24 protein-coding genes and 1 tRNA gene are annotated in these 26,038 nt (G+C 65.2%); 7 read left to right on the forward strand and 18 right to left on the reverse strand.

From position 1 onward, the window contains the following. Window position 1 precedes the first annotated feature (1 nt). From AB8841_RS23980 to AB8841_RS24015, 8 genes are all read right to left on the reverse strand, one after another. Window positions 2-1,516: an FGGY-family carbohydrate kinase gene (locus AB8841_RS23980; RefSeq protein WP_370438269.1), complete on the reverse strand. Its 1,515-nt coding sequence runs from the start codon at window positions 1,514-1,516 to the stop codon at window positions 2-4. A gap of 347 nt (window positions 1,517-1,863) precedes the next feature. Beyond that, a tRNA-Phe gene (locus AB8841_RS23985) sits at window positions 1,864-1,939 on the reverse strand. A 97-nt stretch (window positions 1,940-2,036) separates the two neighbouring features. Then, window positions 2,037-2,243, reverse strand: a complete 207-nt coding sequence (yacG, locus tag AB8841_RS23990; protein WP_370438270.1) for a DNA gyrase inhibitor YacG — start codon at window positions 2,241-2,243, stop codon at window positions 2,037-2,039. Between the two features lie 19 nt (window positions 2,244-2,262). Further along, window positions 2,263-2,913: a Maf-like protein gene (locus tag AB8841_RS23995; RefSeq protein ID WP_370438271.1), complete on the reverse strand. Its 651-nt coding sequence runs from the start codon at window positions 2,911-2,913 to the stop codon at window positions 2,263-2,265. Window positions 2,914-3,019: 106 nt separating this feature from the next. Further along, entirely contained in the window at window positions 3,020-3,874 is an 855-nt protein-coding gene (pssA, locus tag AB8841_RS24000; RefSeq protein WP_370438272.1) for a CDP-diacylglycerol--serine O-phosphatidyltransferase, read from the reverse strand. A gap of 286 nt (window positions 3,875-4,160) precedes the next feature. Further along, window positions 4,161-4,862, reverse strand: coding sequence for a phosphatidylserine decarboxylase (locus AB8841_RS24005; RefSeq protein ID WP_370438273.1), 702 nt, complete (start codon window positions 4,860-4,862; stop codon window positions 4,161-4,163). 157 nt (window positions 4,863-5,019) lie between these two features. Further along, window positions 5,020-6,933, reverse strand: coding sequence for an ABC transporter ATP-binding protein/permease (locus AB8841_RS24010; protein WP_370438274.1), 1,914 nt, complete (start codon window positions 6,931-6,933; stop codon window positions 5,020-5,022). Between the two features lie 181 nt (window positions 6,934-7,114). Next, a complete protein-coding gene (locus AB8841_RS24015) occupies window positions 7,115-8,413 on the reverse strand; it encodes a LysM peptidoglycan-binding domain-containing protein (protein ID WP_370438275.1) in 1,299 nt (432 codons plus the stop codon). A 129-nt stretch (window positions 8,414-8,542) separates the two neighbouring features. On the opposite strand from AB8841_RS24015, the gene AB8841_RS24020 reads away from it, so the two are divergent. Then, window positions 8,543-9,151, forward strand: coding sequence for a TIGR00730 family Rossman fold protein (locus tag AB8841_RS24020; RefSeq protein WP_370438276.1), 609 nt, complete (start codon window positions 8,543-8,545; stop codon window positions 9,149-9,151). A 449-nt stretch (window positions 9,152-9,600) separates the two neighbouring features. Here AB8841_RS24020 and AB8841_RS24025 read toward each other — a convergent pair whose 3' ends face one another. The 5 genes from AB8841_RS24025 to cysS form a co-directional block, all read right to left on the reverse strand. Next, the gene (locus tag AB8841_RS24025) at window positions 9,601-10,050 is read right to left on the reverse strand and encodes a DMT family transporter (RefSeq protein ID WP_370438277.1); all 450 of its coding nucleotides are present in this window, start codon (window positions 10,048-10,050) and stop codon (window positions 9,601-9,603) included. A 246-nt stretch (window positions 10,051-10,296) separates the two neighbouring features. Then, the gene (gene cimA / locus AB8841_RS24030; protein ID WP_370438278.1) at window positions 10,297-11,892 is read right to left on the reverse strand and encodes a citramalate synthase; all 1,596 of its coding nucleotides are present in this window, start codon (window positions 11,890-11,892) and stop codon (window positions 10,297-10,299) included. Further along, window positions 11,889-12,398, reverse strand: a complete 510-nt coding sequence (locus tag AB8841_RS24035; protein ID WP_370438279.1) for an N-acetyltransferase family protein — start codon at window positions 12,396-12,398, stop codon at window positions 11,889-11,891. Before AB8841_RS24035 ends, cimA begins: the two co-directional genes overlap by 4 nt. After that, a complete protein-coding gene (locus AB8841_RS24040) occupies window positions 12,398-12,538 on the reverse strand; it encodes a hypothetical protein (protein WP_370438280.1) in 141 nt (46 codons plus the stop codon). Before AB8841_RS24040 ends, AB8841_RS24035 begins: the two co-directional genes overlap by 1 nt. Beyond that, window positions 12,535-14,004 (reverse strand): cysteine--tRNA ligase, encoded by a 1,470-nt coding sequence (cysS, locus tag AB8841_RS24045; protein WP_370438281.1) that lies wholly within the window; start codon window positions 14,002-14,004, stop codon window positions 12,535-12,537. Before cysS ends, AB8841_RS24040 begins: the two co-directional genes overlap by 4 nt. Before the next feature lie 294 nt (window positions 14,005-14,298). Here cysS and AB8841_RS24050 point away from each other — a divergent pair, with 294 nt between their 5' ends. Beyond that, window positions 14,299-14,625 (forward strand): hypothetical protein, encoded by a 327-nt coding sequence (locus tag AB8841_RS24050; protein WP_370438282.1) that lies wholly within the window; start codon window positions 14,299-14,301, stop codon window positions 14,623-14,625. Window positions 14,626-14,802: 177 nt separating this feature from the next. On the opposite strand, the gene AB8841_RS24055 is transcribed toward AB8841_RS24050, so the two are convergent. Continuing rightward, window positions 14,803-15,309: a CreA family protein gene (locus AB8841_RS24055; RefSeq protein ID WP_370438283.1), complete on the reverse strand. Its 507-nt coding sequence runs from the start codon at window positions 15,307-15,309 to the stop codon at window positions 14,803-14,805. 256 nt (window positions 15,310-15,565) lie between these two features. Here AB8841_RS24055 and AB8841_RS24060 point away from each other — a divergent pair, with 256 nt between their 5' ends. From AB8841_RS24060 to AB8841_RS24070, 3 genes are all read left to right on the forward strand, one after another. Next, a complete protein-coding gene (locus AB8841_RS24060) occupies window positions 15,566-16,690 on the forward strand; it encodes a DUF2865 domain-containing protein (RefSeq protein WP_370438284.1) in 1,125 nt (374 codons plus the stop codon). A gap of 142 nt (window positions 16,691-16,832) precedes the next feature. Further along, complete coding sequence (locus tag AB8841_RS24065; RefSeq protein ID WP_370438285.1) at window positions 16,833-17,804, forward strand: ABC transporter ATP-binding protein; 972 nt, start codon at window positions 16,833-16,835, stop codon at window positions 17,802-17,804. Further along, window positions 17,801-18,562, forward strand: coding sequence for an ABC transporter permease (locus AB8841_RS24070; protein ID WP_370438286.1), 762 nt, complete (start codon window positions 17,801-17,803; stop codon window positions 18,560-18,562). Before AB8841_RS24065 ends, AB8841_RS24070 begins: the two co-directional genes overlap by 4 nt. A gap of 238 nt (window positions 18,563-18,800) precedes the next feature. Here the strand turns inward: AB8841_RS24070 and gltX are convergent, their stop codons facing one another. From gltX to AB8841_RS24085, 3 genes are all read right to left on the reverse strand, one after another. After that, on the reverse strand, window positions 18,801-20,141 hold the full coding sequence (gene gltX, locus AB8841_RS24075; RefSeq protein WP_370438287.1) for a glutamate--tRNA ligase: 1,341 nt from the start codon (window positions 20,139-20,141) through the stop codon (window positions 18,801-18,803). A 193-nt stretch (window positions 20,142-20,334) separates the two neighbouring features. Continuing rightward, entirely contained in the window at window positions 20,335-22,068 is a 1,734-nt protein-coding gene (locus AB8841_RS24080) for an NAD+ synthase (protein WP_370438288.1), read from the reverse strand. A 333-nt stretch (window positions 22,069-22,401) separates the two neighbouring features. Further along, window positions 22,402-23,787 carry a class II 3-deoxy-7-phosphoheptulonate synthase gene (locus AB8841_RS24085; RefSeq protein ID WP_370438289.1) on the reverse strand — a complete coding sequence of 462 codons (1,386 nt, stop codon included), beginning with the start codon at window positions 23,785-23,787 and terminating at the stop codon, window positions 22,402-22,404. Window positions 23,788-24,149: 362 nt separating this feature from the next. Here AB8841_RS24085 and AB8841_RS24090 point away from each other — a divergent pair, with 362 nt between their 5' ends. Then, entirely contained in the window at window positions 24,150-24,374 is a 225-nt protein-coding gene (locus AB8841_RS24090; protein ID WP_370438290.1) for a hypothetical protein, read from the forward strand. After that, window positions 24,375-24,611 (forward strand): hypothetical protein, encoded by a 237-nt coding sequence (locus tag AB8841_RS24095; RefSeq protein ID WP_370438291.1) that lies wholly within the window; start codon window positions 24,375-24,377, stop codon window positions 24,609-24,611. Between the two features lie 34 nt (window positions 24,612-24,645). On the opposite strand, the gene gor is transcribed toward AB8841_RS24095, so the two are convergent. Next, window positions 24,646-26,031 (reverse strand): glutathione-disulfide reductase, encoded by a 1,386-nt coding sequence (gor, locus tag AB8841_RS24100; protein ID WP_370438292.1) that lies wholly within the window; start codon window positions 26,029-26,031, stop codon window positions 24,646-24,648. Window positions 26,032-26,038 lie beyond the last annotated feature (7 nt).

Below are 26,038 nucleotides of genomic sequence, written 5' to 3' on the forward strand. Positions count from 1 at the left end.
ATCAACGTTCATCTTGAGGGGCGGCGACCGTCGCCAAGCCGTCCGCAATGCGCATGGCGGCAAGCCGGTGCGCAATCGGCGCAGTGGCCGAGACAGCATCCGTGTAGACCGCGTAGAGCGCATCATAGTGTTCGGCCCGATCGATCTGGGGCTCGAACTGCCTGACAGGCGGTGCAATCATTTGCTGAGCTTCGGTGAGTGAGGCGAAGCGGCCGAGCCCGGTCCAAGCGACGGCCGCACAACCGAGGAGACCTGGCTCGTCGTAGGCTCCGACGGCCACGGGACGGCGCATCGCATCTGCCCGCACCTGGCACCAGGCTTCGCTCCGCGCGCCTCCTCCCCCGAACCTGATCTCCCTGACGGCCTCGCCCGTGGCCGCCTCCGCGCGCTCAAGCACCAATCGTGCAGCGAAGGCCGCACCCTCCAGCACTGCCCATGCAAGGTCGGTTGATCCATGGCCCTTGGCGAGGCCCAGGAAAGCGCCGCGCAGGTCGGGATCCCAGTACGGCACGCGCTCCCCCTGCAGGAAGGGAAGGAACAGGACAGGCTGCGGATGGCGCGGCCCGGCAAGCAAGAAGGACAGGCTTTCGGCAAGGTTATGGTCCTGACCGCCACAGGCGTGGACCAGCCAGGGTATGACGTCACCCCCGTTCTGGCTCGGCCCTCCGATCTGATGCAGGCCGTCCCCCCAATCGACACTCATGAGCCCGGGCGCTGTCGCGGGCTGGCTTGCGATCAGCCCCAACACCTCGCTGGTACCCACGATATTGTACGCCAGGCCCGAGCGAAGTGCCCCAAGCCCGAGAACAGCCGTCCAGGTGTCGTTGGACGCCATGAAGACAGGGCATCCCGCGAGGGCATCGAGCGGAGACGGAAGCCCGCTGCGAACCCGATCGATCATGGAGGACGGCTGAACAAGGTCAGGCAGGAGGGAGCTGAACCGCGCCAGCGGCCCCTCGCTGCGGATCACAGCCAGGAGGCGGGCCAGCGAGATGCGATCACTCGCGGGCCGACGGGTCAGCCTGAGTGCAAGATAATCCTTCGGCTCAATGACGACCCGTGCGGCTGCGAAGGCCTCAGGCTCGTGGCGCTGAACCCAGGCCAGCCGCGCCACCGGGTGAAAGACGTCGATGCTCTCGCCGTCGCAGGCTGCGGCAAGGTCCAGTACTTCAGAACCAGCCCGGCTGTCGCGCCATGTGATCGCGGGCCGCACGGCGTGCCCGTCATCATCAACCAGAACCTGGGTTCGGGTCATTCCGCAAATTGAGACGCCGACCACCTTGTGCAACAAGGAAGGTCCTGCAGAGGCGAGAGAAGCGACGAGTTTCTGAAAGGTATGCCACCACACCTGTGGATCGACCTCGGACCTTCCGTCAGGACTCACTGGAACGGCAAGGGTCTGAGTTGCTTGAGCCACGATGCGACCTTGCTCGTTGATCAACCCAACGCGGAGGCTGGAGCCGCCAAGGTCGCAGCACAGAATTGTCGCGCTTACATCATCCGCCGGCTGCCCCATCGTTCAGGTCTCTGCCCCTTCTCCCCGCCCGTCTCCGGGACCTATCTGATGGATAGTGGCACGTAAATCAGAAACTTCACTTTGCCAGGAGCTCGCGATCAGCGTCAGAACGCGGGACTTTCGTTAACTTGGGACACAAAGCAGCGACGGTCGAACACGCGTCTCGTGTTGGTTCCAGTTCGAATCGTCGAACCCCCAACCTCGGTGTTCGAACTCGGCAAGGTGGGGGCAGGATGAATGAGCCAAGCGCGCGATTTTGTGCCCCCGGCGTGCCCCCACCGCCAGAAACACGAAACGCCCCGATCGGGGCGTTTGCGGGAATCTCTTGAGATCTCAAGGAGAAGAAGTGGTGCCCAGGGGCGGAATCGAACCACCGACACTGCGATTTTCAGTCGCATGCTCTACCAACTGAGCTACCTGGGCATCCGAGGCTCGGCGTGTGCCGTGCGCGTCGTGGGGCGGTGTATAGTCAGACCTTTGCCGCGTGTCCAGCCGCCCGAGAAGAAATTTTCGAAGAAATTTATTCGCCGTCTTCCCGGTCGTCCTCGCCCCGGTCCTCCGGGTCGTCGACGGCCGGAATCGCATAGCCGCCGGAGAGCCACCGGTTCAGGTCGACATCCGCGCAGCGCTTGGAGCAGAAAGGCTTGAATTCAGGGGTCGCCTGCTTGCCGCAGATCGGGCATTTGCCGGTCGGCGTCAGGGGCTTGTTCTCGTTGGCAGGGTCCATGCCTTGGTCCTCTTCGGAATCAGGCGGCGTCGAGCCAGGTTCCGCGCACGGGGAACCCTTCGCCGTCGAGCAGCGCCACGGCCTCGTAGAGGGGCAGCCCCACCACGTTGGTGTAGGAGCCGACGAGCTTCACCACGAAGGTTCCCGCCAATCCCTGGATCGCATAGCCGCCCGCCTTGCCGCGCCATTCGCCCGACGCGAGATAGCGCTCGAACTCCTCCCGTGAGAGACGCTTGAAGCGCACCCGGGTTTCCACGAGCCGCTCGCGGAACGAATCCTTCGGCGAGATGAGGCAGATCGAGGTATAGACCCGGTGCGCCCGCCCCGACAGGATGCGCAGGCACCCCGCCGCCTCGTCCACCACCTCGGCCTTGGGCAGGATGCGCCCGCCCGCGACCACCACCGTATCGGCGGAAAGAATATAGGCGTCCTTCAGGTCCTCGCGGTTACGCGCCGTCTTGCGGGCGACCTCCGCCTTGGAGCGGGCGAGGCGCTTGGCCAGGTCCTTGGGGCCCTCGTTCTTCAGAGGCGTCTCGTCCACGTCCGCGGGCAGAAGGGCATCGGGCTCGATGCCGGCCTGCTGCAGAAGGGCGAGCCTGCGCGGCGAGGCGGACGCCAGAACGAGCTTCGGACGCAAGCCGGAATTCGACACCTCGGAAGAAGACGCCACTTTGATCTCCACGCTCCAGGGCCGCAGAAGCCCGTCAGGACGATTGACAATTTGCCGGGCGCACGGCCTTGCGCCCGGTCACAACATGGCACCGGCGACGCTTGAATCAAGCGGCGGAAGGCGGCTCGCTGTCCGGCGCCCCCGGGGGCGGGTTCGAGAGGCCCTTGGCGGCCTCGGCGCGGGCGAGCTGGCGATAGCGCATCACGCTGAACGGGATCGAGCCGAGGAAGAGAACGGTGATCCCGGTCAGCATTTCCCAAGGGAAATTGACCAGAAGCCCGAAGACGGCCACCGAGAGCACGAAGATCGGCAGCACCCATTCCCGGGGCACCTTCACGCCGATGGTCTTGCCCGAATAGACCGGGATCGTGGAGACCATCAGAAAGGCCAGGCCCAGCAGGTAGATGAGCGCGATGGGCGCGACCGCGGGGCCCACCGGAAAGCCCAGGAACGAGAGATAAAGCGGCAGCATCGAGGTCAGCGCGCCTGCGGGAGCGGGCATTCCGGTGAAGAAGTTTTTCTTCCATTCCGGCCGGTGCGGATCGTCGAGCATCACGTTGAAGCGGGCAAGCCGCAGGACCATGGCGATGGCGAAGACCAGGACGGCGATCCACCCGATCGCTTTGAGTTCGTGCAGCAGGAAGCTGTAGAGGATGAGGGCCGGCGTCACGCCGAAATTGACGAAATCGGCCAGGGAATCGAGCTCGGCCCCGAAGCGGGACGTCCCCTTCAGCAGGCGCGCCACCCGGCCGTCGACCCCGTCCAGCAGGGCGGCCACGACGATGGCGACGACAGCCGGCTCATAGCGCCCCTCGAAGGCCAGTCTGATTGCCGTAAGGCCCAGGCACAGGGCGATCAGCGTGATGATGTTGGGAACGATGACGCGAAACGGCACGGGCTTGAACAGCCGCTTGCGCGGCTCGTTCGGATCCGGGGCGAAGGGAGGAAAAAGATCACTCATGGCATGAACCTAACGCATCACGCGGAAAAGTGGACCCGGTTTTCACGAACGTGGCACTCCGGGTCGCCGGCGCGGCCCTCCGGGTCGGAGATCCGGCGATGCCTGGAAGGGAGGAGCCAGCCCGACCGGTGAGCCGAGCTGAGCAGGGTGTGGTCATGGGAGAAGCGCAAATGGCTGTGGACAGTTCCGTCCCACGGATCCGAAGTGGGCCGGCAAGGGATCAAGCGAGGAAGCAGGCAAGAGAGCAGGAAGGGCGCATTTTGGCCCTTCCTGGAGCAAGGTCCGATCACCCGTTGCGGTACTGGCGGGCGGGCTCGCTGGCGGTCAGGTCGGCCAGGACGGTCTCGCCGGCCACCGCCGTCTGGCCGAGGCCCACGAGAACCTGGGCGCTCATGGGCACGTAGATGTCCAGCCGCGAACCGAACCGGATGAGGCCGAAACGCTCGCCGGTGCTCAAGGCATCGCCCACCTTGACGAAGGAAACGATGCGGCGCGCCACGAGGCCTGCGATCTGCACGACGCCGATCCGGGTTCCGGCCGTCTCGATGACGAGGGCGTTGCGCTCGTTGTCCTCGCTGGCCTTGTCGAGCTCGGCATTGAGGAACAGGCCGGGCGTATAAAGGATCTGCTCGATGCGGCCCGTCACCGGCGAGCGGTTCACGTGGCAGTCGAACACGTTCATGAAGACCGAGATGCGGGTCATCGGCTCGGGCGGCAGGCTCAGCTCCGCCGGGGGCACCGCCGTGGTGATCAGGTTCACGCGTCCGTCCGCCGGAGAGACGACGAGGCCCTCGCGCAGCGGGGTCACACGCGGCGGATCGCGGAAGAAGTAGCAGACCCAGACCGTCAGGATGGCGCCGATCCAGCCCAGCGGCGACCACAGCCACGCCAGGACGATGGTCGCGAACAGGGCGATCAAGATGAAGGGATACCCTTCCTTGTGGATCGGAACGAAGATGCGGCGCATCGATTCGAGGATATCGGTCATTCTCTTGAAGCCTTGCTGGAGCATGATCAGAGCAAGCGGAAACCGGCTGCTCGCCCGGATCGTGCGGCAAAAAACGGATCGGGAGCCTGACCACCCTCCAAGGGGACCCGATCAAGCTCTTGAGTTTGCAAGGGGATGGCAGGAGCCGGCCTTCCCGTCAACCTGCCACGCTTTCGCCGGCCTGCTCCTCTTCCTCGGCACGCTTCAGGGTCTCGCGGGCTTCGTCCGCCTGCCGCTGGCGGTTCCACATGGAGGCATAGACCCCGCCGAGATCCAGAAGGCTCGCATGGTCGCCCCGCTCCACGATGCGCCCGTGGTCGAGAACGATGATCTCGTCGGCCCCGATCACGGTGGACAGGCGATGGGCGATCACCAGGGTGGTGCGGCCGCGGCTGACCCGGTCGAGGGCGTCCTGGATCTCCTTTTCCGTGAAGGTGTCGAGAGCCGAGGTCGCCTCGTCGAGGACGAGGATCGGCGGAGCCTTCAGGATGGTGCGGGCGATCGCCACGCGCTGCTTCTCGCCGCCCGAGAGCTTCAGCCCGCGCTCGCCCACCGGCGTGTCGTAGCCCTCCGGCAGATAGCCGATGAAGCGGTCGATCTGGGCGAGGCGCGCCGCCTCCCTCACCTCTTCCGGGGTCGCGTCCCAGCGGCCGTACTGGATGTTGTAGCCGATGGTGTCGTTGAACAGCACCGTGTCCTGCGGGACCATGCCGATCACCTTGCGCAATGAGGCCTGCTGCACATCGGCGATGTTCTGGCCGTCGATGAGGATGCGTCCGCTCGTGGGCTCGTAGAAGCGGAACAGCAGGCGCGAGATGGTGGATTTGCCTGCGCCGGAAGGTCCCACGATCGCGACCGTGTGGCCCGCGGGAACCTCGAAGGTCACGCCCTTCAGGATCGGGCGCTCCGGGTTATAGGAGAAGTGCACGTCCTCGAAGCGCAGGACGGCCTGCCCGACCTCGAGCGGCTTCGCGCCCGGCTTGTCCTGGATCTCCGGATTCTGCTCGATGATCCGGAACATGTCGTCGATGTCGATGAGCGCCTGCTTGATCTCGCGGTAGAGCATGCCCATGAAGTTCAGCGGAATGTAGAGCTGAACCAGCATGGCGTTGACCAGCACGAAGCTGCCCACCGACACCCGGCCGGCCATGATGTCCCGGGCCGCCAGAACCATCACGACGGCCATGCCGATGGAGAAGATCACGGCCTGTCCGGCATTGAGCACGGCGAGCGACGTATAGGTCTGCGTCGAGGCCGTCTCGTAGCGCTCCATGGAGCGGTCGTAGCGCGCGGTCTCCCGCCGTTCGGCGCCGAAATACTTCACCGTTTCGTAGTTGAGCAGGGAATCGACCGCCTTGGTGTTTGCGTCCGTGTCGGAATCGTTCATCTGCTTGCGGATCGAGATCCGCCACTGGGTCGCCTTGTAGGTATAGGCGAGATAGATCACCACCATCACGAAGACGACGAACGAATAGACCCAGTCGAACTCCCAGGCGAGCAGGCCCAGCACCATCACGAACTCGAGAATGGTGGGGATAAGGGTCAGAACCACGAGGCGCGACAATTCCTCGATGCCCTCGCGGCCACGCTCGAGCACGCGGGTGAGGCCGCCGGTCTTGCGCTCGAGATGGAAGCGCAGGGACAGGCGATGCATGTGCTCGAAGGCCTGGAGTGCGAGATTGCGCACCGCATGCATCGCGACCTTGGCGAAAAGGCCGTCGCGCACCTGCGTGAGCACCGCCATGAGAATGCGCGTGACGCCGTAGACGAGCGTGAGCAGGATCGGCGACTTCCACAGCCAGGAGCCGGCGGTCGCCGCGACCTCGGCAGGCTTGGCGCTGCTGCTCGTCACGGCCACGAGCGCATCCGTCGCCCATTTGAAGGCGAACGGTGTCACCATGGTGACGCCCTTGGCCACGAGCAGCAGACCGAAGGCCAGGAAGACGCGGCGCTGCAGGTCTGGCCGCCCCTGCGGCCAGAGATAGGGCCAGAGTTTCGTCCAGGTCGCAGCCAAGCCGTTGGGGTTGCGCGCGGCGGCGCTCGTCGGGGGGACGGAAGTTGTGGGAGGCATGACCAGAGAATCCGAGTGAACTGTCGGACCCCGATATAAGGGATCGGGCCGAGGAATTCACCCCGCTCCTTTCCGGCGGGCGTTTTCAGGCGAAGCGGATCCGGTCCGCCGTCCGGCAACGCGGCAAAGCCTAGTACGGAGCGCCCCCACACAGAGTGAGGCACCTCCGATCCAGGCCCGATCAGTTGGTGCCCTGCTCCTGCTTGTTGGGAAGCACGAAGACCTGGCCCGGATAAATGAGGTTCGGGTTGCGGATCTGGTCCTGGTTCGCCCCGTAGATCACGGTGTAGCGATAACCGCTGCCGTAGATCCGCTGGCTGATGCGCCAGAGATTGTCGCCGCGCGAGACGATCGCCGTATTGATGTTGGGAACCACGACCGTTCCCGCTGCCGCGACCTGGGCCTCGGCGGGCTTCCCTGCCGTTTCGGCCTGCGAGGCCGGAGCCGGGGCCGGGGGAGCGACCACGTCCGCCCCGGGCACGGCCGATGCGACCTGGACCGGCACGTTGAAGCCGACCTCGGCCCTCGATTTCACTTGGCCCGAAACCGGGTCGACATCGTCGAGACGGATGCGGTAATCGCCCGGACGCACGCCCGAGCCGATGGAGAACGACACCTTGCCGTCCCCCCCGGCTCCGCCAGGAGCGATGAGGGCTTCGTTGAGATACAGGCGAACCGTCGCGCCGGGAGCCGACAGGCCGGACACGAAGAGCTTTCCGCTCTCGGTCTCGACGCTGACGATCTTGATTTCGGGCCGGGGCGTCGGCTGGGCCTTGGGCTCCGAAGCGGCGTTCGCCTGCTGCGGCGACTGAGGAGCAGGTGCTGCGGGCCCGTCGACCTTTGCCGGCGGATCGGGCTCCTTCGGCGTATTCTGGGCGATCTGCGGCTCCGGCGGCTCGGGATTGGACAGCACGACCGTCGGCTGGTCGGGTGTGGTCAGGGTGACGAGAGGCCGCTTCTGGGCCGCATCGATGACCACCGTCACGCTTTGCACGGAGCGCTGGCGCACCCCGTCGGGCGCGATCGATTGCAGCACGATCTGGTGGGAGCCCGGCGGCAGGGCCGGCGGCACGATCGCGAAGAGGCCGGAGGCATCGGCGACGGCGCGGGCGTGAACCTGATCGCCCCGAAGGAGCTCGATGGTCGCCCCGGCCGCGGCGCGGCCGGCGATCACGCTTTCGCCATTGGGCTCGACGCGCACGAGATCGAAGGACGGCACGATGGGAGCCTCGGTGGGCTTCTGGCCGGCTGGCTTGGCATCGGCCTTCTCCGGCGTCTTCGATGTCACGGCCACGGCAGCAGGTTTCTGCGGCGCAGCGTCATGCGGCTGCACGGTCGCCTGAGGAGTATCGGCCTGTCCGGACGTTACGGACGCGGTCGGAAAGGCCCAATAAAGAGCGCCGACAAGAACCGCGACGACGCCGGCAGCTGCCGCACCGAGAATTGCGATGGTACCTTTAATCTCTGTCGCCTGCGACATGTGCTTTTTCTCAAACGCGGCACTTTCGTGCATTTAAACCGTTTATCTTTCAAAAGGCTACGGCCATAAAAGGGAATCTCTATGTTTTATGATACGACGCGGGAGGCTCCCCACCTCCCCGAAGGGCCCATGTCAGATCTCAAGGCTATTCAATCCATTTGCGTCTATTGCGGCTCCGGTTTCGGAGACGACCCGGTCTTTGCTGAAAATGCGGCGGCATTGGGTCGGGCCATGGCCGAGCAGGGAATCAATCTCGTCTACGGCGGCGGCAATGTCGGCCTCATGGGCACGGTCGCTCAGGCGGTGCTGGACCACGGCGGCTATGTCACGGGCATCATTCCGGACTTCCTGAAATCGCGCGAGAAGCTCCTCGACGAGGTCCAGGAGACCATCGTGGTTCCCGACATGCACACCCGCAAGCGCCTGATGTTCGAGAAGGCCGACGCCTTTGTGGCCCTGCCGGGCGGCATCGGGACGCTGGAAGAGCTGGTCGAGCAGATGACATGGGCGCAGCTCGGCCGTCACACGAAGCCGATCCTGATGCTCAGCACCAAAGGCTTCTGGAAGCCCCTGCTCACCCTCTTCGCCCATATGCGCGACCAGGGCTTCATTCGCCCGGGGCTGGAGCTCAGCTATCTCGTGGCCGAAAAGGTCGAGGACGTCGTCCCGATGCTCGAAGCCGCCGCACGCCGCGTCGGCATCGTCGAGAATGAAGATCTGATCGAGACGAAGTTCTGATCTCGCACAAAAGCTATTCTGTTACAAAAAGGCGATGTAGGTTCACTCCGCTATGAACAAGCGTCCTGGTCGGATACGCGCGGAATGGACCTTTTCCTGTCTCGGTTCTGGATAGTCGCGGTGCTGATCCTCACCGCAACAGCGGCCTCGACTGTCCAGGCCGCCGAAGCCCAAGGCCACGGCGAGCATGAGGATCCCTCGAACAGGAGACTGCGCGATAGGCGTCCTGGCAGCGTTCAGATCCACGTCGGACGTCGAGATCGTAGAGATCGGTCCCATTCGACCTATGCCAAGGAACGAAGTCGATTGCCTGTACGTTTACGGGCCTTCCGCCCTCCCCTGACGCCATGTCCGATGATGAGCGCATCATGCGGACCCAGCGGGCCGCGCTACCGAAAAGTGGCCCCGGATCTCCGCTCAAACGATGCGCTCCTCTAGGAGGAACCATCCTATCCCGCGCGGGACAGAACGAGCCCGCCCAGGATGAGCAGAGCCGCCACGATGCGCTGCCAGGAAATTTCCTGCACCGGCAATCCGAATGCCCCGACCGCGTCGAGGATGAGGGCTGCGACCACCTGTCCGAACACGAGTGCCGCCACGGTGCTGACCACACCGAGCTGCGGCACGCCCCAGATCACAATGGCCACGTAGAACGCGCCCAGGAGGCCGCCGAGCCAGGACCACCACGGTGCGGACGCGACGGCGCTGCCCGAGGGCAAACCGCCGCGAAAGGCGCTGATGACCGCGAGGATCAGAAAGCCGATTCCGAAAGAGATGCAGGCGGCCAGCAGCGGATCGCCGAGCGAGCGCGCCAGTGCTGCGTTGATCGGGGCCTGCGACGACAGGAAGACGCCGCCGAGAAGAATGCCGGAGATCGGCAGCAGGAGTGAGATGTTCATGGGCTGTCCCGGTCCGTGATTGTGGCCGTTCATAGACGCGCAGGCTGTCCGATTCAAACCCCTCGGCTACGCAAGAAGCGGAAATCGCCCGGTCGTAGCGGGCAGCCGGCCGACGTCATCGCGCTCCCCTTTCCCTGCCTTGCGTGTCATCCCGGAGCAGGTGGGATCCCTACCCACGACGTATGAGGGAAAGGCGCGTCGGCTCACGGGCGCCCTCATGAGGACCGTGCTTCCCGTGAGACGGCGTCAGAGCGTCGCGCCGCTCTTCAAGAGCTTGTAGGTCATGGAATCGGTCAGGGCCTGGAACGATGCGTCGATGATGTTGGCGGACACGCCGATGGTGGTCCAGCGCTCGCCCGACGCATCGGAAAATTCTATCAAGACGCGCGTCACGGCGTCCGAACCGCCCTGATAGATGCGCACCTTGTAATCCACCAGCTCCAGATCCTGGATCAGGTGCTGATACTTGCCGAGATCCTTGCGCAGGGCCACGTCGAGCGCGTTGACCGGACCGTTGCCTTCGGCGGCGGAGATGAGAACCTCATCGCCCACGCGCACCTTCACGATGGCCTCCGACGCGGTCACGAGTTCGCCCATCGCATTGTAGCGGCGCTCCACGTTCACCGAGAAGCGCTCCACGTCGAAGAAGGCCGGCACTTCGCCCAGGATCCGCTTGACCAGCACGTAGAAGGACGCGTCCGCTCCCTCGAAGGCGAAGCCCTCGGATTCCTTGCGCTTCACCTCGTCGAGCACGCGCGCGATGCGCGGATCGCCCTTCTCCAGGGCGAGGCCACAGCGCTGGAGCTCGGCCAGGATGTTCGATTGTCCGCCCTGGACCGAGACCAGAACCTTGCGCGCGTTGCCGACGACTTCCGGCTCCACGTGCTCGTAGGTGCGCGGATCCTTCAGCACGGCGGAGGCATGGATGCCCGCCTTGGTGGCGAATGCGCTGGCACCGACGAAAGGCGCGTGACGGTTGGGCTGGCGGTTGAGGATCTCGTCGACCTGACGCGACACATGGGTGAGCTGACCCACGGCCTCGTCGGTCACGCCGAGCTCGAAGCGGGAGGCGTAAGCTTCCTTCAGCTTCAGGGCGCCGATGAGCGTGATCAGGTTCGCATTGCCGCAGCGCTCGCCGAGGCCGTTGAGCGTCCCCTGGATGTGCCGGGCACCGGCCTCCACGGCGGCCAGCGAATTGGCGACGGCGCAGCCGCAATCGTCATGCGTGTGAACGCCCACATGCGGGCCCGGCACGACCCTCGTGACGGCGGTCACGGTCTCCGCGACCTCATGAGGCAGCGTGCCGCCATTGGTGTCGCAGAGCACGACCCAGCGCGCGCCCGCCTCATACGCAGTCCTGGCGCATGAGAGCGCATAATCGGGATTGGCCTTGTAGCCGTCGAAGAAATGCTCGCAGTCGACGATCACCTCGCGGCCCCTCGCGCGCGCGGCCTCGACGCTGTCGCGGATTCCGGCGAGGTTTTCCTCGAGCGTCGTCTCGAGCGCCACGTGCACGTGATAGTCCCACGCCTTCGCGACGAAGCAGATCGCGTCCGCCTCGGCATCGAGAAGCAGCGACACGCCGGGATCGTTCGAGACCGACCGGCCAGCTCTCTTCGTCATGCCGAATGCGGTGAACTTGGCGTTCTTCGTGCGCTTTTCCGAGAAGAAGGCGGTGTCGAGCGGGTTCGCGCCCGGATAGCCGCCTTCCACGTAGTCGATGCCGAGCCTGTCGAGCAGTGCCGCGACGGCCCGCTTGTCCTCCAGCGAGAAGTCCACGCCGGTGGTCTGCGCGCCGTCGCGCAGGGTGGTGTCGAAGAGATAGACGCGCTCGCGGCTCATGACGACAGCTTCCGATCCTCGGCGGGTGCGAGGCGTTTTTCCATGGTGGTGGTGCCGAGCCACTCGTCGCCGAGCGACAGGGTATTGCGGCGCTGAGGCTGAAATCCGTGTTTCTGGAAGAAGGGCTGCGCGTTGTCGCTGACCTCCGCCACGAGACGGGCGGCGCCGCGCGCCGTCGCGAGCCTCTCGACCGCGTCGTAGAGCATGGTGCCGACCCCCTGCCCGGCCACGGCGGGATGCACGTGGAAGAGCTCGATCAACTCGTTGTCCTTGAGCGCGATGAAGCCGACGGGCGAACCTTCGACCGTCGCCACGAGGGTGAGATCCTTGGCGAGTTTCCCGGCGAAATCCTCTTCCTCCGCCTGCAGCCTCCAGGCCTCCTGCTGGGCTTCGCTGTAATCCTCGCCCGTCAGCTCCTCGATGCTCGCTTGAAAGACCTCGACGAGCGCCGGAAGATCGGCGGGAAGGAAGGGGCGCAGGCCCGGTTTCGGCATCGATTGTCCCATCAGCGTGCTCCCTCTTGGATGACACCGTCGTCATGGCCGCACGTGTTGCGGCCATCCACGTCTTCGAAACACCGCGCCGGAAAGGCGTGGATGCCCGGATCGAGGCCGGGCATGACGAGGGAGAATGCCGGAACGCTCATCGCGCGACCTCCCAGGTGGTGGTGCCGTCCTTGTTGTCCTTCACGACGACATTGAGCGCCGCGAGCTCGTCGCGGATGCGATCGGATTCGGGCCAGTTCTTCGCCGCGCGCGCCGCTTTCCGAGCGGCGATCAGGCCCTCGACCACCGCGGGATCGACCGCGAGCGCGGCGCGTTTGCGCGCCTTCCAGCCTTCCGCTCCTTCCAGGAGGAAACCCATGGCACGCAGGTTCGCGCCAAGCTCCTCATAGGATCCCTGCCCGTCGAGAGCGTGCAGCTCCGCGAGCATTCTGGGCGTGTTGAGGTCGTCCGCGAGCGTCTCGACGATGTGATCCGACAAGCGCGCCGCCTCGCCGTGGCCCGCGAGCTCGTACCAGCGGTCGAGGGTCTTCTCGCTTTCCTCGAGCCCCTTGGCGGTCCAGTCGATGGGCTGGCGATACTGGGTGCGCAGCATGTTGAAGCGCAACACTTCGCCCGGCCAGTCCTTCAGAAGGTCGTGGATGGTGAAGAAGTTGCCGAGCGACTTCGACATCTTCTCGCCTTCGACCTGCAGGAAGCCGTTATGCATCCAGACATTGGCCATGCGCGGCGTATCGAACGCGCAGCAGCTCTGCGCGATCTCGTTCTCGTGATGGGGAAACACGAGGTCGATGCCGCCGCCGTGAATGTCGAAGACCTCGCGCTCCTGCGGGTCGGAGCAGGCAAGCCTGGTCTCGAAGGCCTGGATCAGGTGCTTCCACGACATGGCGGAGCACTCGATGTGCCAGCCGGGACGGCCCGGGGTCGCAATGCCGGCGGGCGACGGCCAGGCCGGATCATGCGGGCCGGACGGCTTCCAGAGCACGAAATCCATGGGGTCGCGCTTGTAGGGGGCCACGTCGACGCGGGCGCCCGAGAGCAGCTCGTCGAGGGAGCGCTTCGAGAAGGCGCCGTATTTCGGCACGTTCGGCAGCCTCTGCATGGCCGCAACCGAGAAGAGCACGTGCTCCTCGGCCACATAGGCGGCTCCCCTCTCGATGAGACGCTCGATGATCATGCGCATCTCGTCGATGTGCTCGGTCGCCCGGGGTTCCACGAAGCTCGGCCGCTCGCCCGGCAGGTTCACGTCCTCCGGCATGAGGACGCCGAGCGCCCGGATGTCGGCGTGGAACTGATCCTCGGTCTTGAGGGTGACCTCCCGGATGGCCTCGTTATGGGGCAGGTCCGGGTAATCGCGGGCGGCGCGGGCGTTAATCTTGTCGTCCACATCCGTGATGTTGCGCACATACGTGACCGCTTCCGGGCCGTAAACATGCCTCAACAGACGGAACAGCAGGTCGAACACGATGATGGGGCGGGCATTGCCGATATGGGCGTAGTCGTAGACCGTGGGGCCGCAGACATACATGCGCACGTTCTTCGGATCGATCGGGACGAACGCGTCCTTCGACCGGGTGAGCGTGTTGTAGAGCTTCAGCTGAGGCGCCATGAAACCAGGTCCCTGTCAGGCCACGAGGCCGGAGATTGGTTTCATTCTTGGAATGAGAACGAGACGGCTCCAGCCAGCGTGGCGCGCTAGCCGCAAATAATCCCGGAAATGAGGATCGTTGCCGTGTTCATGAAAGCATCAATGCCCCGTCCAGGGACAGGCGTCAAGGTTCCCGTGCCGGTACGCACATTCCGTTTGCATCCACGCAAGAAACGGGTCTTAACCAAACCCGTTAGACCTTTATTCACGGGCTCCCGTGATAGTAAAGCACTTATTCAATCGATGAGGTTTTCTATGCGCCGCGCATATGCCGTGCTCGGGTTGGGCACTGCCGTGTTCCTTTCAGCCGCGTCCCTGACGCTGCTCTCGAACGGCACTCGGGCCTCATCGACGGAAGCAACCTTCCTCGTCCCCGCCGCCGATGGCTATGGCGTCGCGGAATGCCTCATCTCAAGCCAGGCATGTGGCCAAGTTGTGGCGGATACCTGGTGCGAGTCGCAGGGCTATGTCAGGGCGGCCTCGTTCCGTCAGGTCGAGGCCGAGGAAGCGACCGGCTCGATCCAGAAGGTCTCGGTCGGTAACGCCGAACTCCGTCCCGTCTCGATCACCTGCTCGAACTGAGCCCGACTTTCCGATCTCCTCCCCTATCATCCCGGGGCAGCCGCAGGCTGAGCCCGGGATCTCTATCCGCTAACGATGCAGAATGTGGCCGTGAAGGCGATTGCGCATCATCTCTTCGATGCGCTGTGGTTACGGATCCCCACCTTGGCGGGGATGACGGCAGGAACGAATGCCGCGTTACTTCTTCAGCCAGTCGCCGCATTTCGGCGGCGTTTCCATCCCCCAGGGCATCAGCGGCACGGTGGAGGTGGAGTTCTTGGGCGAGCCCTCGATGGGCCGGTCCGAGTAGACCATGTAGACCAGGGTATTGCGCTTCGCATCGCATCCGCGGACGATCTGCATCTTCTTGAAGATGAGCGAGCGGCGTTCGCTGAACACGATGTCCCCCTGCCCGAATCGCTGCTTGAACGTCACGGGGCCGATCTGGCGGCAGGACAGCGAGATGTCGGACACCTCCTCGGCCACGCCGAACGTGCCGGAAATGCCGCCCCGCTCCGGGGTCGTGTAGTGGCAGGCCACACCCTCCACGAGGGGATCGTCGATGCCGTAGACGGCGAGCTTGTCGTCAGGGGTCAGGGCGCGCCAGACGGTCGATTTCTTGAAGATCAGATCCGGCTCCTGGGCCAAGGCGCCCGTGGCGCCCCCCGCGGCGAGGGCGAGGACCAGAGCGATTCGAGCGAGCATTCCCATTGTCTCCTGCTGTTACGCTGCATGTGGGGATGCCGCCCGCCTTTGACGAGGGCCCGAAAATGCGCCCGCAACCTTATTTGCTCCCGGAGCCGGATGGGGGTACATGCATCCTGCTGTCTTGAGGCTTCACCGGAGGCCTGCGAGGGGGTAAATCACAATAGGGCCCAATTCCGGCGGCACATGACCTCCAGCGTTAAATACAGCTCCTGGCCATGACGCCGTACCGGACCCGAGTTCTGCGATCAGCTTGATGACAAAGACATTCCTTCTCCGCACCCTTCTTGCCGTGACGGCCCTCCTGGCCGCCGGGCAAGCCGCTTTCGCCCAGTCGGCCGAGTGCCAGCGCTTCCGCGCGGAACTGGCGAATCTCGAGCGCAGCGGAGGCGGAGCCCCGACCGGGCAGATGCAGGCCCAGCGGTCGGAGATCAACCGGCTGGTCCAATACTACAACTCGATCGGCTGCGAGCGCGGCCCTCTCGGCTTCCTGGCCGGTCCCGCCCCGGCCCAGTGCGGCAGCATCGCGGCGCAGATCCGGCAGCTCGAGGCCGGCTATGCCCGTCTCGCCGCCCAGGCCATCGACCCGTCCGAGGTCGAGGCGCGCCGCCGCCAGCTTCAGGTCGCCGTGCAGCAGAACTGCTCGGGCGAGCAGCCCCGCGGCTTCTTCGAATCGATCTTCGGCCCGCCGCGCGGTCAGCAGCCGCAGGAGATCATGCCCGAAGGACAGCCGATCATCGCCGATGAGGGACCGCGTGCCCTCGGCGGCGGCCGCCTGATCTGCGTGAAGGCATGCGACGGCGCCTTCTTCCCGCTCACGACGCCTCCCGGCGGTCAGCAGAGCGCCGACGAGATGTGCCAAGCCCTCTGCCCGGGCACCGAAACGACGGCGTACGCCTATCCCGGCGGCGACGACGGCCTGACCCGGGCGGTCTCGCTCTCGGGCAACAAGCCTTATACGTCGCTCGCCAACGCGTTCAAGTTCCGCAAGAGTTTCGACGAGAGCTGCGCCTGCAAGCGCCAGGACGAGAGCTGGGCCGTGGTCCTGCGCAAGGCCGAGAGCATGCTCTCGCAGCGCAAGGGCGACATGATCGTGACCGCCGAGAAGGCGGAGGAGATGTCGCGTCCGAAGGCCGTTCAGGCCCGCAAGGCGGCCGAGAAGAAGGCCGACGAGGAAGAGAAGGCCGCCGCCGAGAGCGCCGCCGCCGCTCCGACCGCCAGCAAGGAATCCTCGGGCATCGGCCCGCAATCCATCGAGAACACCCGGGTCGTCGGCGAGAACGAGGGCAACCAGCAGGAAGTCGTCGTCGGGAACGGCCAGAAGAAGACCGTCCGGGTGATCGCACCGAGCCTCATCCCGGTGCCGACCCCGCAGAACTGATTCGGTCCGTCAGGGCCGCCCTGAGCCGTCACCCCGGGCCCGCGCAGTCGGGCATGACGGTGAAGCGCAGGTGTGGCCCGGCGCCCTTCTCTCTTGCCGCGAGGAGGGTTCGCGGAGCGCATTTCATGCTATGAAGCGCCCCATGAAACCGCTCGATCACACACGAATGCCGCAGGCCCCCGGCAGGGCCGACCCGATCATCTCGGTCTCGGGCCTGTCCAAGACCTATGCGTCCGGGTTCCAGGCCCTGGGCAACGTCGACCTCACGATCCGCCGGGGCGAGATCTTCGCCCTGCTCGGCCCCAACGGCGCCGGCAAGACGACGCTGATCAGCATCATCTGCGGCATCGTCAATCCGAGCGCGGGCACGGTCACGGCGGACGGACACGACATCGTCCGCGACTACCGCCCCGCCCGCACGAAGATCGGCCTCGTCCCGCAGGAGCTCACCACGGACGCCTTCGAGAGCGTATGGGCGACGGTGAACTTCAGCCGCGGGCTCTTCGGCAAGCCCGCGAACCCGGCCTATGTCGAGAAGATCCTCAAGGACCTCTCCCTCTGGGAGAAGAAGGACACGAAGATCATGGCGCTATCGGGGGGCATGAAGCGCCGCGTGATGATCGCCAAGGCCCTCTCGCACGAACCGAACATCCTGTTCCTCGACGAGCCGACCGCCGGCGTCGACGTGGAGCTCAGGCGGGACATGTGGACCATGGTGCGCGGCCTTCGGGAGAGCGGAGTCACCATCATCCTCACGACCCATTACATCGAGGAGGCCGAGGAGATGGCCGACCGGATCGGGGTGATCAACAAGGGCGAGATCATCCTGGTCGAGGACAAGCACGTGCTGATGCAGAAACTCGGCAAGAAGCAGCTGACGCTGCACCTTCAGAGCCCGCTTGGTGCGCTGCCTGCGGATCTGCAATCCGAGCACCTCCAGCTCTCGGCCGACGGCACCGACCTGATCTATACCTTCGATGCGCAGAGCGAGGAGACGGGCATCGCCACGCTCCTGCGCCGGCTCAACGAGCACGGCATCGACTTCAAGGATCTGCACACCTCCGAGTCGTCGCTCGAGGACATCTTCGTCAGCCTGGTGAGGGGGCGCCCGTGAACGTCTATGGCATCAAGGCGATCTATCTCTTCGAGATGGCCCGCACCTGGCGTACGATCATGCAGAGCATCGCGTCGCCGGTTCTCTCGACATCGCTCTATTTCATCGTCTTCGGCTCGGCCATCGGCTCGCACATGGCCAATATCGACGGCGTGAGCTACGGCGCGTTCATCGTGCCCGGCCTCATCATGCTCTCGCTCCTGACGGAGAGCATTTCGAACGCCTCGTTCGGCATCTACATGCCGAAATTCACGGGCACGATCTACGAGATCCTCTCCGCGCCGATCTCCGCCATCGAGACGGTGATCGGCTATGTGGGCGCCGCCGCCACGAAATCGGTGATCATCGGAACGATCATCCTGGTCACGGCGCGGCTCTTCGTGGATTTCTCCATTCAGCACCCCCTCTGGATGGTGGCGTTCCTGGTGCTCACCTCCGTCACCTTCAGCCTCTTCGGCTTCATCATCGGCGTGTGGGCGGACAGCTTCCAGAAGCTCCAGGTGATTCCGCTGATGATCGTGACCCCGCTCGCGTTCCTCGGCGGCAGCTTCTACTCCATCAACATGCTGCCGCCCTTCTGGCAGAAGGTCGCCCTCTTCAACCCGGTGGTCTATCTGGTCAGCGGCTTCCGCTGGAGCTTCTACGGGGTCGCCGACGTGGATGTCGGCATCAGCCTCGGCATGACGTTTCTGTTCATGCTGATCTGCCTCGCGGCGATCTGGTGGATTTTCCGGACGGGCTACAAGATCAAGGCATAGCGCTTCGTGCGGAAAAGTGGGCCCGGTTTTCCGCTCCGAACGATGCGCCATCGAAGGGGTGGAGCACCGGACCCAAACGTGGAATCCACTTTTGGGTCCGGTGCTCTAGGTCTTCTCGGAGTCATGGCCGTCCCCTCTGACGCGATGGCCGCACTTGGTGCGGCCATCCACGCCTTCCGAGACGTCGAGCCATCAAGCCGTGGATGGCCGGGACAAGCCCGGCCATGACGAAAAGGTCTTACGCCGACTGCCCCGCCAGCCGCGCCTTCGCGCGCTCGGGGCCGATCAGCGGCAGGAGGCTTGCGAGTTCCGGGCCGTGATCGAGCCCCGTGAGCGCGAGGCGAAGCGGCATGAACAGGGCCTTGCCCTTGACGCCCGTTTTCGCCTTCACGGCCTCGGTCCATGCCTTCCAGGTGGAGGCGTCCCATGGCCCTTCCGGCAGCAGGCCCGACGCCGCATCGATGAAGGCCCTGTCCTCGATGACGGGCGTCACCGGGCCGCGCACGACCCTGGCCCAAGCCGCCACGTCCCGCACCTTCGTCAGGTTGCCCCGTACGGCGTTCCAGAACGTCTCGCCCAGATCCGCGTCGAGCACGGCGAGGCGCTCGCGCACGGCGTCATAGGGCATCTCGTGGATGAGGCGCGCGTTGAGATGCTCGAGTTCGCTCTCGTCGAATTTCGCGGGCGCGCGGGAGATGTGGGAGAAGTCGATGAGCCGGGCGAGTTCACCGAGATCGGCGACCGGGCGCACGGCCTCCGCCGAGCCGACGAGCACGGCGAGCGAGGCCACCGCCTGGGGCTCGAGCCCCGCATCGCGCAACCCCTGCACGGAGAGATGGCCGAGGCGCTTGGAGAGCCCCTCGCCGCTCGCCGTGATCAGCAGACTGTGATGCGCGAAGATGGGAATGCCGGCCCCGAGCGCCTCGAAGATCTGGATCTGCACCGCCGTGTTGGTGACGTGGTCCTCGCCGCGGATCACATGCGTGATCTTCAGCTCGATGTCGTCGACGACGGACGGGAGCGTATAGAGATAGGTCCCGTCCTCGCGCACCAGCACGGGATCGGAGAGCGAGCTGCAATCCACGCGGCAATCGCCACGCACGAGATCGGTCCACGCCACGTTCGTATAGTCGAGGCGGAAGCGCCAATGGGGCTTGCGCCCTGCCTCCTCGAGGGCCTTGCGCTCCTCGTCCGTGAGCTTGAGCGCGGCCCGGTCGTAGATCGGCGGCAGGCCCCGGGCGAGCTGGCGCTTGCGGCGGAACTCCAGTTCCTCCGGCGTCTCGTAGCAGGGGTAGAGACGGCCGACATCCTTCAGCTGCTCGGCCGCGGCGTCGTAGAGATCGAAACGCTCCGACTGGCGCACGACGATGTCGGGCGCAATGCCCAGCCACTTCAGATCGGTCTCGATGGAATCCGCGTATTCCTGCTTCGAGCGCGCGAGATCCGTGTCGTCGAAGCGCAGGATGAAGGTGCCCCCCTCACGACGCGCGAAAAGCGCGTTGAGCAGGGCCACGCGGGTGTTGCCGATATGGATATGCCCGGTCGGGGACGGGGCGAAGCGAACGATGGGCTTGGACATGGAACCGGTATGGCGAAGGGCGCGCGGCGGCGCAAGGGGCAACCGGTTCGGACAGAGGGCTCTCCTTCATATCCTCCCTCTCCCCTCATGGCAGCGCTTGTCTCTATGCCCCTGTCGTCCCGGGGCGAGCGCAACGAGAACCGGGACGTCACGAGAGGCAGCCGTGGCGGGAGGAGGACGGGAAGAGCTCTCCTCACACGTCCATCGAACCCAGGCGCGGCTTGCCCGTCGCGCGCTCCAGGGCCTCGTCCTTCCGGTGAGCCGCAAGGCCCTGGTCCCGGAAGCGGTTCACGATGGGATAGCGCCGGTCGCGCCCGAAATTCTTGCGCGTGACCTTCACGCCCGGCGCGGATTGGCGGCGCTTGTACTCGGCGAGGTAGAGCAGGCGCTCGACCTTCTTCACCACCTCGGCGTCATAGCCCTTGGCGACGACGTCGGAGACGCGAAGCTCCTCCTCCACGAGGCCGCGCAGGATCTCGTCGAGATCCTCGTAGGGCGGCAGGGAATCCTGATCCTTCTGGTTCTCCCGAAGCTCCGCCGTGGGCGCCTTGGCGAGAATGTTCTGAGGGATCACGGTCCCGTCGGGCCCCAGAGCGCCCTTCGGCTTCCAGCGGTTGCGCAGGGCCGACAGGCGATAGACCTCCATCTTGTAGAGGTCCTTGATCGGGTTGAAGCCGCCGTTCATGTCGCCGTAGATGGTGGCATAGCCCACCGACATCTCGGACTTGTTGCCGGTGGTCACCACCATGGCGCCGAACTTGTTCGAGATCGCCATGAGGATGGTGCCGCGCGCGCGGCTCTGGAGGTTCTCCTCCGTAATGTCGCGCTCCCGGCCGGCGAAAAGGGGCTGGAGCGCAGCCTCGAACCCCTCCACCGGCTCGGCGATGGGCAGGATGTCGTAGCGCACCCCGAGAGCACGGGCGCAATCCTCCGCATCCTTCAGGGATTCGCCGGAGGTGTAGCGGTAGGGCAGCATCACGCAATGCACGCGCTCGGGTCCAAGGGCATCAACCGCCATGGCGGCGCAGATGGCGGAATCGATGCCGCCGGAGAGGCCCAGCACCACGCCGGGGAAGCGGTTCTTCTCCACGTAGTCGCGCAGGCCCAGGACGCAGGCGGCGTAATCGGCTTGCCCCCCCTCCTCGACCGTGGCCATGGGGGCCTCGCGGCAGACCCACCCCTCCTCGGTCTTCTCCCACAGGGTCAAGGCGACGGCCTCCTCGAAGGCCGGGAGCTGGCAGGCCAGCGCGCAATCCGCGTTGAGGATGAAAGACGCGCCGTCGAAGATCAGCTCGTCCTGGCCGCCGACCTGATTGAGATAGACGAGCGGCAGGCCGCTTTCCGTCACCCGGGCGGCGGCGATGTTGAAGCGCTCCTCCGTCTTGCCCCGGTGATAGGGCGAGCCGTTCGGCACGAGCAGCAGTTCCGCGCCCGTCTCGGCCAGGCATTCGACCACGTCGCCGGCCCAGATGTCCTCGCAGATCGGAATGCCGATGCGCACGCCGCGGAAATTCACGGGCCCCGGCAGGGGCCCGGGATCGAAATGCCGCTTCTCGTCGAAGACGTCGTAATTCGGCAGGTCCACCTTGTAGCGGACCGCGATCGCGCCCCGGTCGAGGAGCGCGTAGGCGTTGTAGAGTTCGTCGCCCTCGCGCCATGGCAGGCCGATAAGCAGGCCCGGTCCGCCATCCGCCGTCTCGCGGGCCAGGCGCTCGAGGGCGGCGCGGCACGCGTCCTGGAAGGCGGGTTTGAGCACGAGGTCCTCGGCCGGGTAGCCCGCGAGGAACTGCTCGGCGAACATCACGAGGTCGGCGCCCATGCGGGCCGCCTCCGCACGGGCGCGGCGGGCCTTCTCCTCGTTCCCGGCTACGTCGCCGACGATGGGATTGAGCTGCGCGAGAGCAATTTTGAGCGTGTTCTGAGCCATGGCTCTGAGAAGTAGCGCGCCGCCGGGCGCACAGCAATGCGAAGCGGGAACGATCCCCTCCGCGAATGCGCCTCGGGCCCGCTCCCCCGCCCGTCATGACGCCAAACGACGGGCCGCGGCCTTCGGAACCCAATACAGTCCAGGTCGTTGTCCTCACACGAATTACGCAATGGAGGCAACATGTTTAAGGGTGGTTTGCTTTGGCTGATCGGCATTCCTCTTCCGATCATCCTGATCCTCTACTTCATGGGCTGGCTGAGCTAGGTTCGTTTGTCGCGTATCACTCACCCATGACAGTAAAAGGGGCGCCCATGGCGCCCCTTTTCTTCATTCTCATTCGGCTGCCAGGGCGGCGGGCCGTTCCCGCGCCTGACGCTCGCGCTTGATCAGCTCGGAGGTCAGGAACGCGATTTCCAGCGCCTGCTCCGCGTTGAGGCGCGGATCGCAATAGGTGTGGTAGCGGTCGGAGAGATCCGCATCGGTGAGCGCACGGGCGCCGCCGGTGCATTCCGTCACGTTCTTGCCGGTCATCTCCAGGTGAATGCCGCCCGCGTGCGTCCCTTCCGCCTGATGGATGGCGAAGAAGTCCCTCACCTCGCCCATGACGCGCTCGAAGGGCCGAGTCTTGTAGCCGGAGGCGGCCTTGATCGTGTTGCCGTGCATCGGATCGCAGGACCACACCACCGTGCGGCCTTCCTTCTGCACCGCGCGGATCAGGCGCGGCAGATGCTCGGCCACCTTGTCGGAGCCGAAACGGCAGATCAGGGTGAGCCGTCCGGCCTCGTCCTCGGGGTTCAGGGCTTCGATGAGCCTGAGGAGCGAATCCGCCGTGAGCGTCGGGCCGCATTTGAGGCCGATCGGGTTCTTGATGCCGCGCATGTATTCCACATGGGCGTGGTCCACCTGACGGGTGCGGTCTCCGATCCAGACCATGTGGCCGGAGGTGGCGTACCAGTCGCCGGTCGTGGAATCCACGCGGCTCAGGGCCTCCTCATAGCCGAGCAGGAGAGCTTCGTGGCTGGTGTAGAAATCCGTCGAGCGCATCTCGGGATGCGTCTCGGGATCGATGCCGATGGCCCGCATGAAGTTGAGACTCTCGGTAATCCGCTCGGCCAGCTCGCTGTAGCGCGAGGATTGCGGCGAATCCTTCACGAAGCCGAGCATCCAGCGATGCGCGTTCTCGAGATTGGCGTAGCCGCCGGTCGCGAAGGCGCGGATCAGGTTGAGCGTCGCGGCCGACTGGCGGTAGGCCTCGAGCTGGCGGCGCGGATCGGGCGTGCGGGCCTCGGGCGTGAAGGCGATGTCGCTGATGATGTCGCCCCGGTAGCTCGGCAGCTCGACGCCGTCGATGGTCTCGGTCGCGGAAGAGCGCGGCTTGGCGAACTGGCCGGCCACGCGGCCGATCTTCACTACGGGCGAGCCGCCCGCATAGGTCAGAACCACCGCCATCTGAAGGAACAGGCGGAAAAAATCGCGGATGTTGTCGGCGGAATGCTCGGCGAAGCTCTCGGCGCAGTCGCCGCCCTGAAGCAGGAAAGCCTCTCCCTTGGCGACCTTCGCCAGCTCGCGTTTCAGCTTCCGGGCCTCGCCCGCAAAAACGAGCGGGGGAAAGCCTGCGAGCTGCTGCTCTACGCTTTCAAGCGCCTCCGGGTCCGGAAAGGCCGGAACCTGCTGGATTGGCTTGTTTCTCCAGCTGTTGGGCGTCCACCGCTCAGTCATGACACTTGGCTCCCGTGTCGTTTGTATCCTCTCGTGGCCGCAACAAGCGGCACGAAAGGGCACCTATACACGACACAAACAAAAAGGCGAGTGCCGAAAGGACGCGTTCCGGTCCGAGAAAATCAACCGGGATGAGAGAGGAGCCGTCATGCCTTCAAGAGAATGGGCTCTCTTCTCTATGGCCGATCCCGCCCGTTGACCAACACGGCGGCTGCGCGCAGAAGCGCACGGAAACGGGCGGGCGCGACCGGTTCACAACCTCCTCAAGAGGCTCGCGAAGCTGCGGAGATTTCCGTCGATCGGCTACCGCGACGGGCTCCCCCTCATTCTCGACCCGCGTAACTGGATCGACAACCGGCTTCTTGCGCCTCGCCCTGACCACGACCGTCAGGAGCCTGTCGGTTTTCACCGAGCAGGAGACCATCTACAGCATCGGACGTGAAGTCGACCTCACGCCCGATGCTTTAAGTCTATGTTTTGAGCATCTTTTCACGCAAAACCGGTTCCCACTTTTGCGTCCGATGCTCTCCTTGCTTGAGCATCTTTCCACGCAAAACCGGTTCCCACTTTTGCGTCCGATGCTCTAGATGCGCCGCCTGGACGGCGTCCTCTCCCTCGACGGCGAGACGATCTTCGTCAAGATCGACGTGGAGGGCATGGCCGAGGCGGTCCTGCGCGGGATGCCCCGCCTCCTGGACCGGGCCACGGGCCTGCTCCAGGCCGAGATCTCCGAAGCGGAGCAAGGCGCGGTCGCGCTCCTCGAAGACCATGGCTGGCGCTTCGTCAAGCGGATCGAGGGCGATCGGTATTCCGCCAAGGAGTAACGGGAAGGCTTGGCGAGGCTCCCCGCTTCAGGCCTCACCCGACATCCACCGGCTTCTTGACCACGACGGGCGTCCGCATGGTCACCAGTTCCTCCGAGGCCGTGGGATGAACCGCGACGGTCCGGTCGAAATCGGCCTTGGTGGCTCCCATGGTGACGGCGATGCCCGCGAGCTGGATCATCTCGCCCGCATCGTGCCCCATGATGTGGACGCCGACGACCTTGTCGGTGGCCTTGTCGACGATGAGCTTCATGAGCACCCGGTCCGCCCCTCCCGAAAGAGTAGCCTTCATGGGCCGGAAGGCGGTCTTGTAGACGTCGATATCCCCGTAAACTTCCCGCGCGGCATGCTCGCCGCAGCCGATCACGCCGATTTCCGGGGTCGAGAACACCGCAGTGGGGATCAGGTCGTGATCGACGATGGTGGGTCTGTTGCCGAACACCGTGTCGGCGAAGGCGTGGCCCTCGCGGATCGCGATGGGCGTGAGGTTCGCCCGGTTGGTCACGTCGCCGACCGCGTAGATCGACGGGATCAGGGTCCGGGAATAGGCGTCGACCGGGATCGCCCCCACCTCGTCGACGGTGATCCCGGCCTTCTCCAGGCCGAGCCCCTTCGTGTTCGGGCGCCGCCCGGTCGCGACGAGCACCTGGTCGACGGTGACGACCGAGCCGTCGGAGAGGGTCACGGCGATGCCGTCCGCCGTCCTGTCCAGGCGCGTCAGCGTCCTCTCGAGTGCCAGGTCGATCCCGCGCCGGGCATAGGCCTCGCCCAGCGCATCGCGCACGTCCTCGTCGAAGCCGCGCAGGAGCTTGTCGCCCCGATGGACCAGGGTCACATGGCTGCCGAGTCCCGCGAAGACCCCTGCGAATTCCACCGCGATATAGCCGGCGCCGACGATCATGATGCGCTTGGGCTGGGTTTCCAGGTGGAAGACTTCGTTCGAGGTGATGCCGAGTTCGCCGCCCGGAATGGGAGGATCCATGGTGGGATGGGCCCCGACCGCCACCAGGATGAAGCGGGCGCGGATGCGGGCTCCGGTCGCAAGGACGTGAACCGTATGGGCATCCTCGATCACGGCGCGGCTGTTGACGATCTCGACCCCGGCCTTCTCCAGGTTGGTCCGGTAGATCCCCTCCAGCCGGTCGATCTCCTTGTCCTTGTTGCGGATGAGCGTCGCCCAGTCGAAGCTCGGCTCCCCGACGGTCCAGCCGAAGCCCGCCGCGTCGTGGAAATCGTCGGCGAAGCGGCTGGCATAGACCATGAGCTTCTTCGGCACGCAGCCCCGGATGACGCAGGTGCCGCCGACCCGGTATTCCTCCGCGACCATCACCTTGGCGCCGTAGCCCGCCGCGATGCGGGCGGCGCGGACCCCGCCGGAGCCCGCTCCGATGACAAAGAGATCGACATCGAACTGGGGCATGGGTTGG

Source organism: Microvirga sp. TS319, from assembly GCF_041276405.1.
In the GTDB taxonomy this organism is placed as follows: domain Bacteria; phylum Pseudomonadota; class Alphaproteobacteria; order Rhizobiales; family Beijerinckiaceae; genus Microvirga.

Coding starts and splice junctions, on each gene's coding strand:
- gor (WP_370438292.1), bottom strand. CDS start 26,031: ATGCCCCAGTTCGATGTCGATCTCTTTGTCATCGGAGCGGGCTCCGGC.
- AB8841_RS24085 (WP_370438289.1), bottom strand. CDS start 23,787: ATGACTGAGCGGTGGACGCCCAACAGCTGGAGAAACAAGCCAATCCAG.
- gltX (WP_370438287.1), bottom strand. CDS start 20,141: ATGTCCAAGCCCATCGTTCGCTTCGCCCCGTCCCCGACCGGGCATATC.
- AB8841_RS24020 (WP_370438276.1), top strand. CDS start 8,543: ATGTCAGATCTCAAGGCTATTCAATCCATTTGCGTCTATTGCGGCTCC.
- AB8841_RS24060 (WP_370438284.1), top strand. CDS start 15,566: ATGACAAAGACATTCCTTCTCCGCACCCTTCTTGCCGTGACGGCCCTC.
- cysS (WP_370438281.1), bottom strand. CDS start 14,004: ATGGCGCCTCAGCTGAAGCTCTACAACACGCTCACCCGGTCGAAGGAC.
- cimA (WP_370438278.1), bottom strand. CDS start 11,892: ATGAGCCGCGAGCGCGTCTATCTCTTCGACACCACCCTGCGCGACGGC.
- AB8841_RS24080 (WP_370438288.1), bottom strand. CDS start 22,068: ATGGCTCAGAACACGCTCAAAATTGCTCTCGCGCAGCTCAATCCCATC.
- AB8841_RS24025 (WP_370438277.1), bottom strand. CDS start 10,050: ATGAACATCTCACTCCTGCTGCCGATCTCCGGCATTCTTCTCGGCGGC.
- AB8841_RS24095 (WP_370438291.1), top strand. CDS start 24,375: ATGCGCCGCCTGGACGGCGTCCTCTCCCTCGACGGCGAGACGATCTTC.
- AB8841_RS24040 (WP_370438280.1), bottom strand. CDS start 12,538: ATGAGCGTTCCGGCATTCTCCCTCGTCATGCCCGGCCTCGATCCGGGC.
- AB8841_RS24010 (WP_370438274.1), bottom strand. CDS start 6,933: ATGCCTCCCACAACTTCCGTCCCCCCGACGAGCGCCGCCGCGCGCAAC.
- AB8841_RS24015 (WP_370438275.1), bottom strand. CDS start 8,413: ATGTCGCAGGCGACAGAGATTAAAGGTACCATCGCAATTCTCGGTGCG.
- AB8841_RS24005 (WP_370438273.1), bottom strand. CDS start 4,862: ATGACCGATATCCTCGAATCGATGCGCCGCATCTTCGTTCCGATCCAC.
- AB8841_RS24055 (WP_370438283.1), bottom strand. CDS start 15,309: ATGCTCGCTCGAATCGCTCTGGTCCTCGCCCTCGCCGCGGGGGGCGCC.
- AB8841_RS23980 (WP_370438269.1), bottom strand. CDS start 1,516: ATGGGGCAGCCGGCGGATGATGTAAGCGCGACAATTCTGTGCTGCGAC.
- AB8841_RS24035 (WP_370438279.1), bottom strand. CDS start 12,398: ATGGGACAATCGATGCCGAAACCGGGCCTGCGCCCCTTCCTTCCCGCC.
- yacG (WP_370438270.1), bottom strand. CDS start 2,243: ATGGACCCTGCCAACGAGAACAAGCCCCTGACGCCGACCGGCAAATGC.
- AB8841_RS24065 (WP_370438285.1), top strand. CDS start 16,833: ATGAAACCGCTCGATCACACACGAATGCCGCAGGCCCCCGGCAGGGCC.
- AB8841_RS24050 (WP_370438282.1), top strand. CDS start 14,299: ATGCGCCGCGCATATGCCGTGCTCGGGTTGGGCACTGCCGTGTTCCTT.
- pssA (WP_370438272.1), bottom strand. CDS start 3,874: ATGAGTGATCTTTTTCCTCCCTTCGCCCCGGATCCGAACGAGCCGCGC.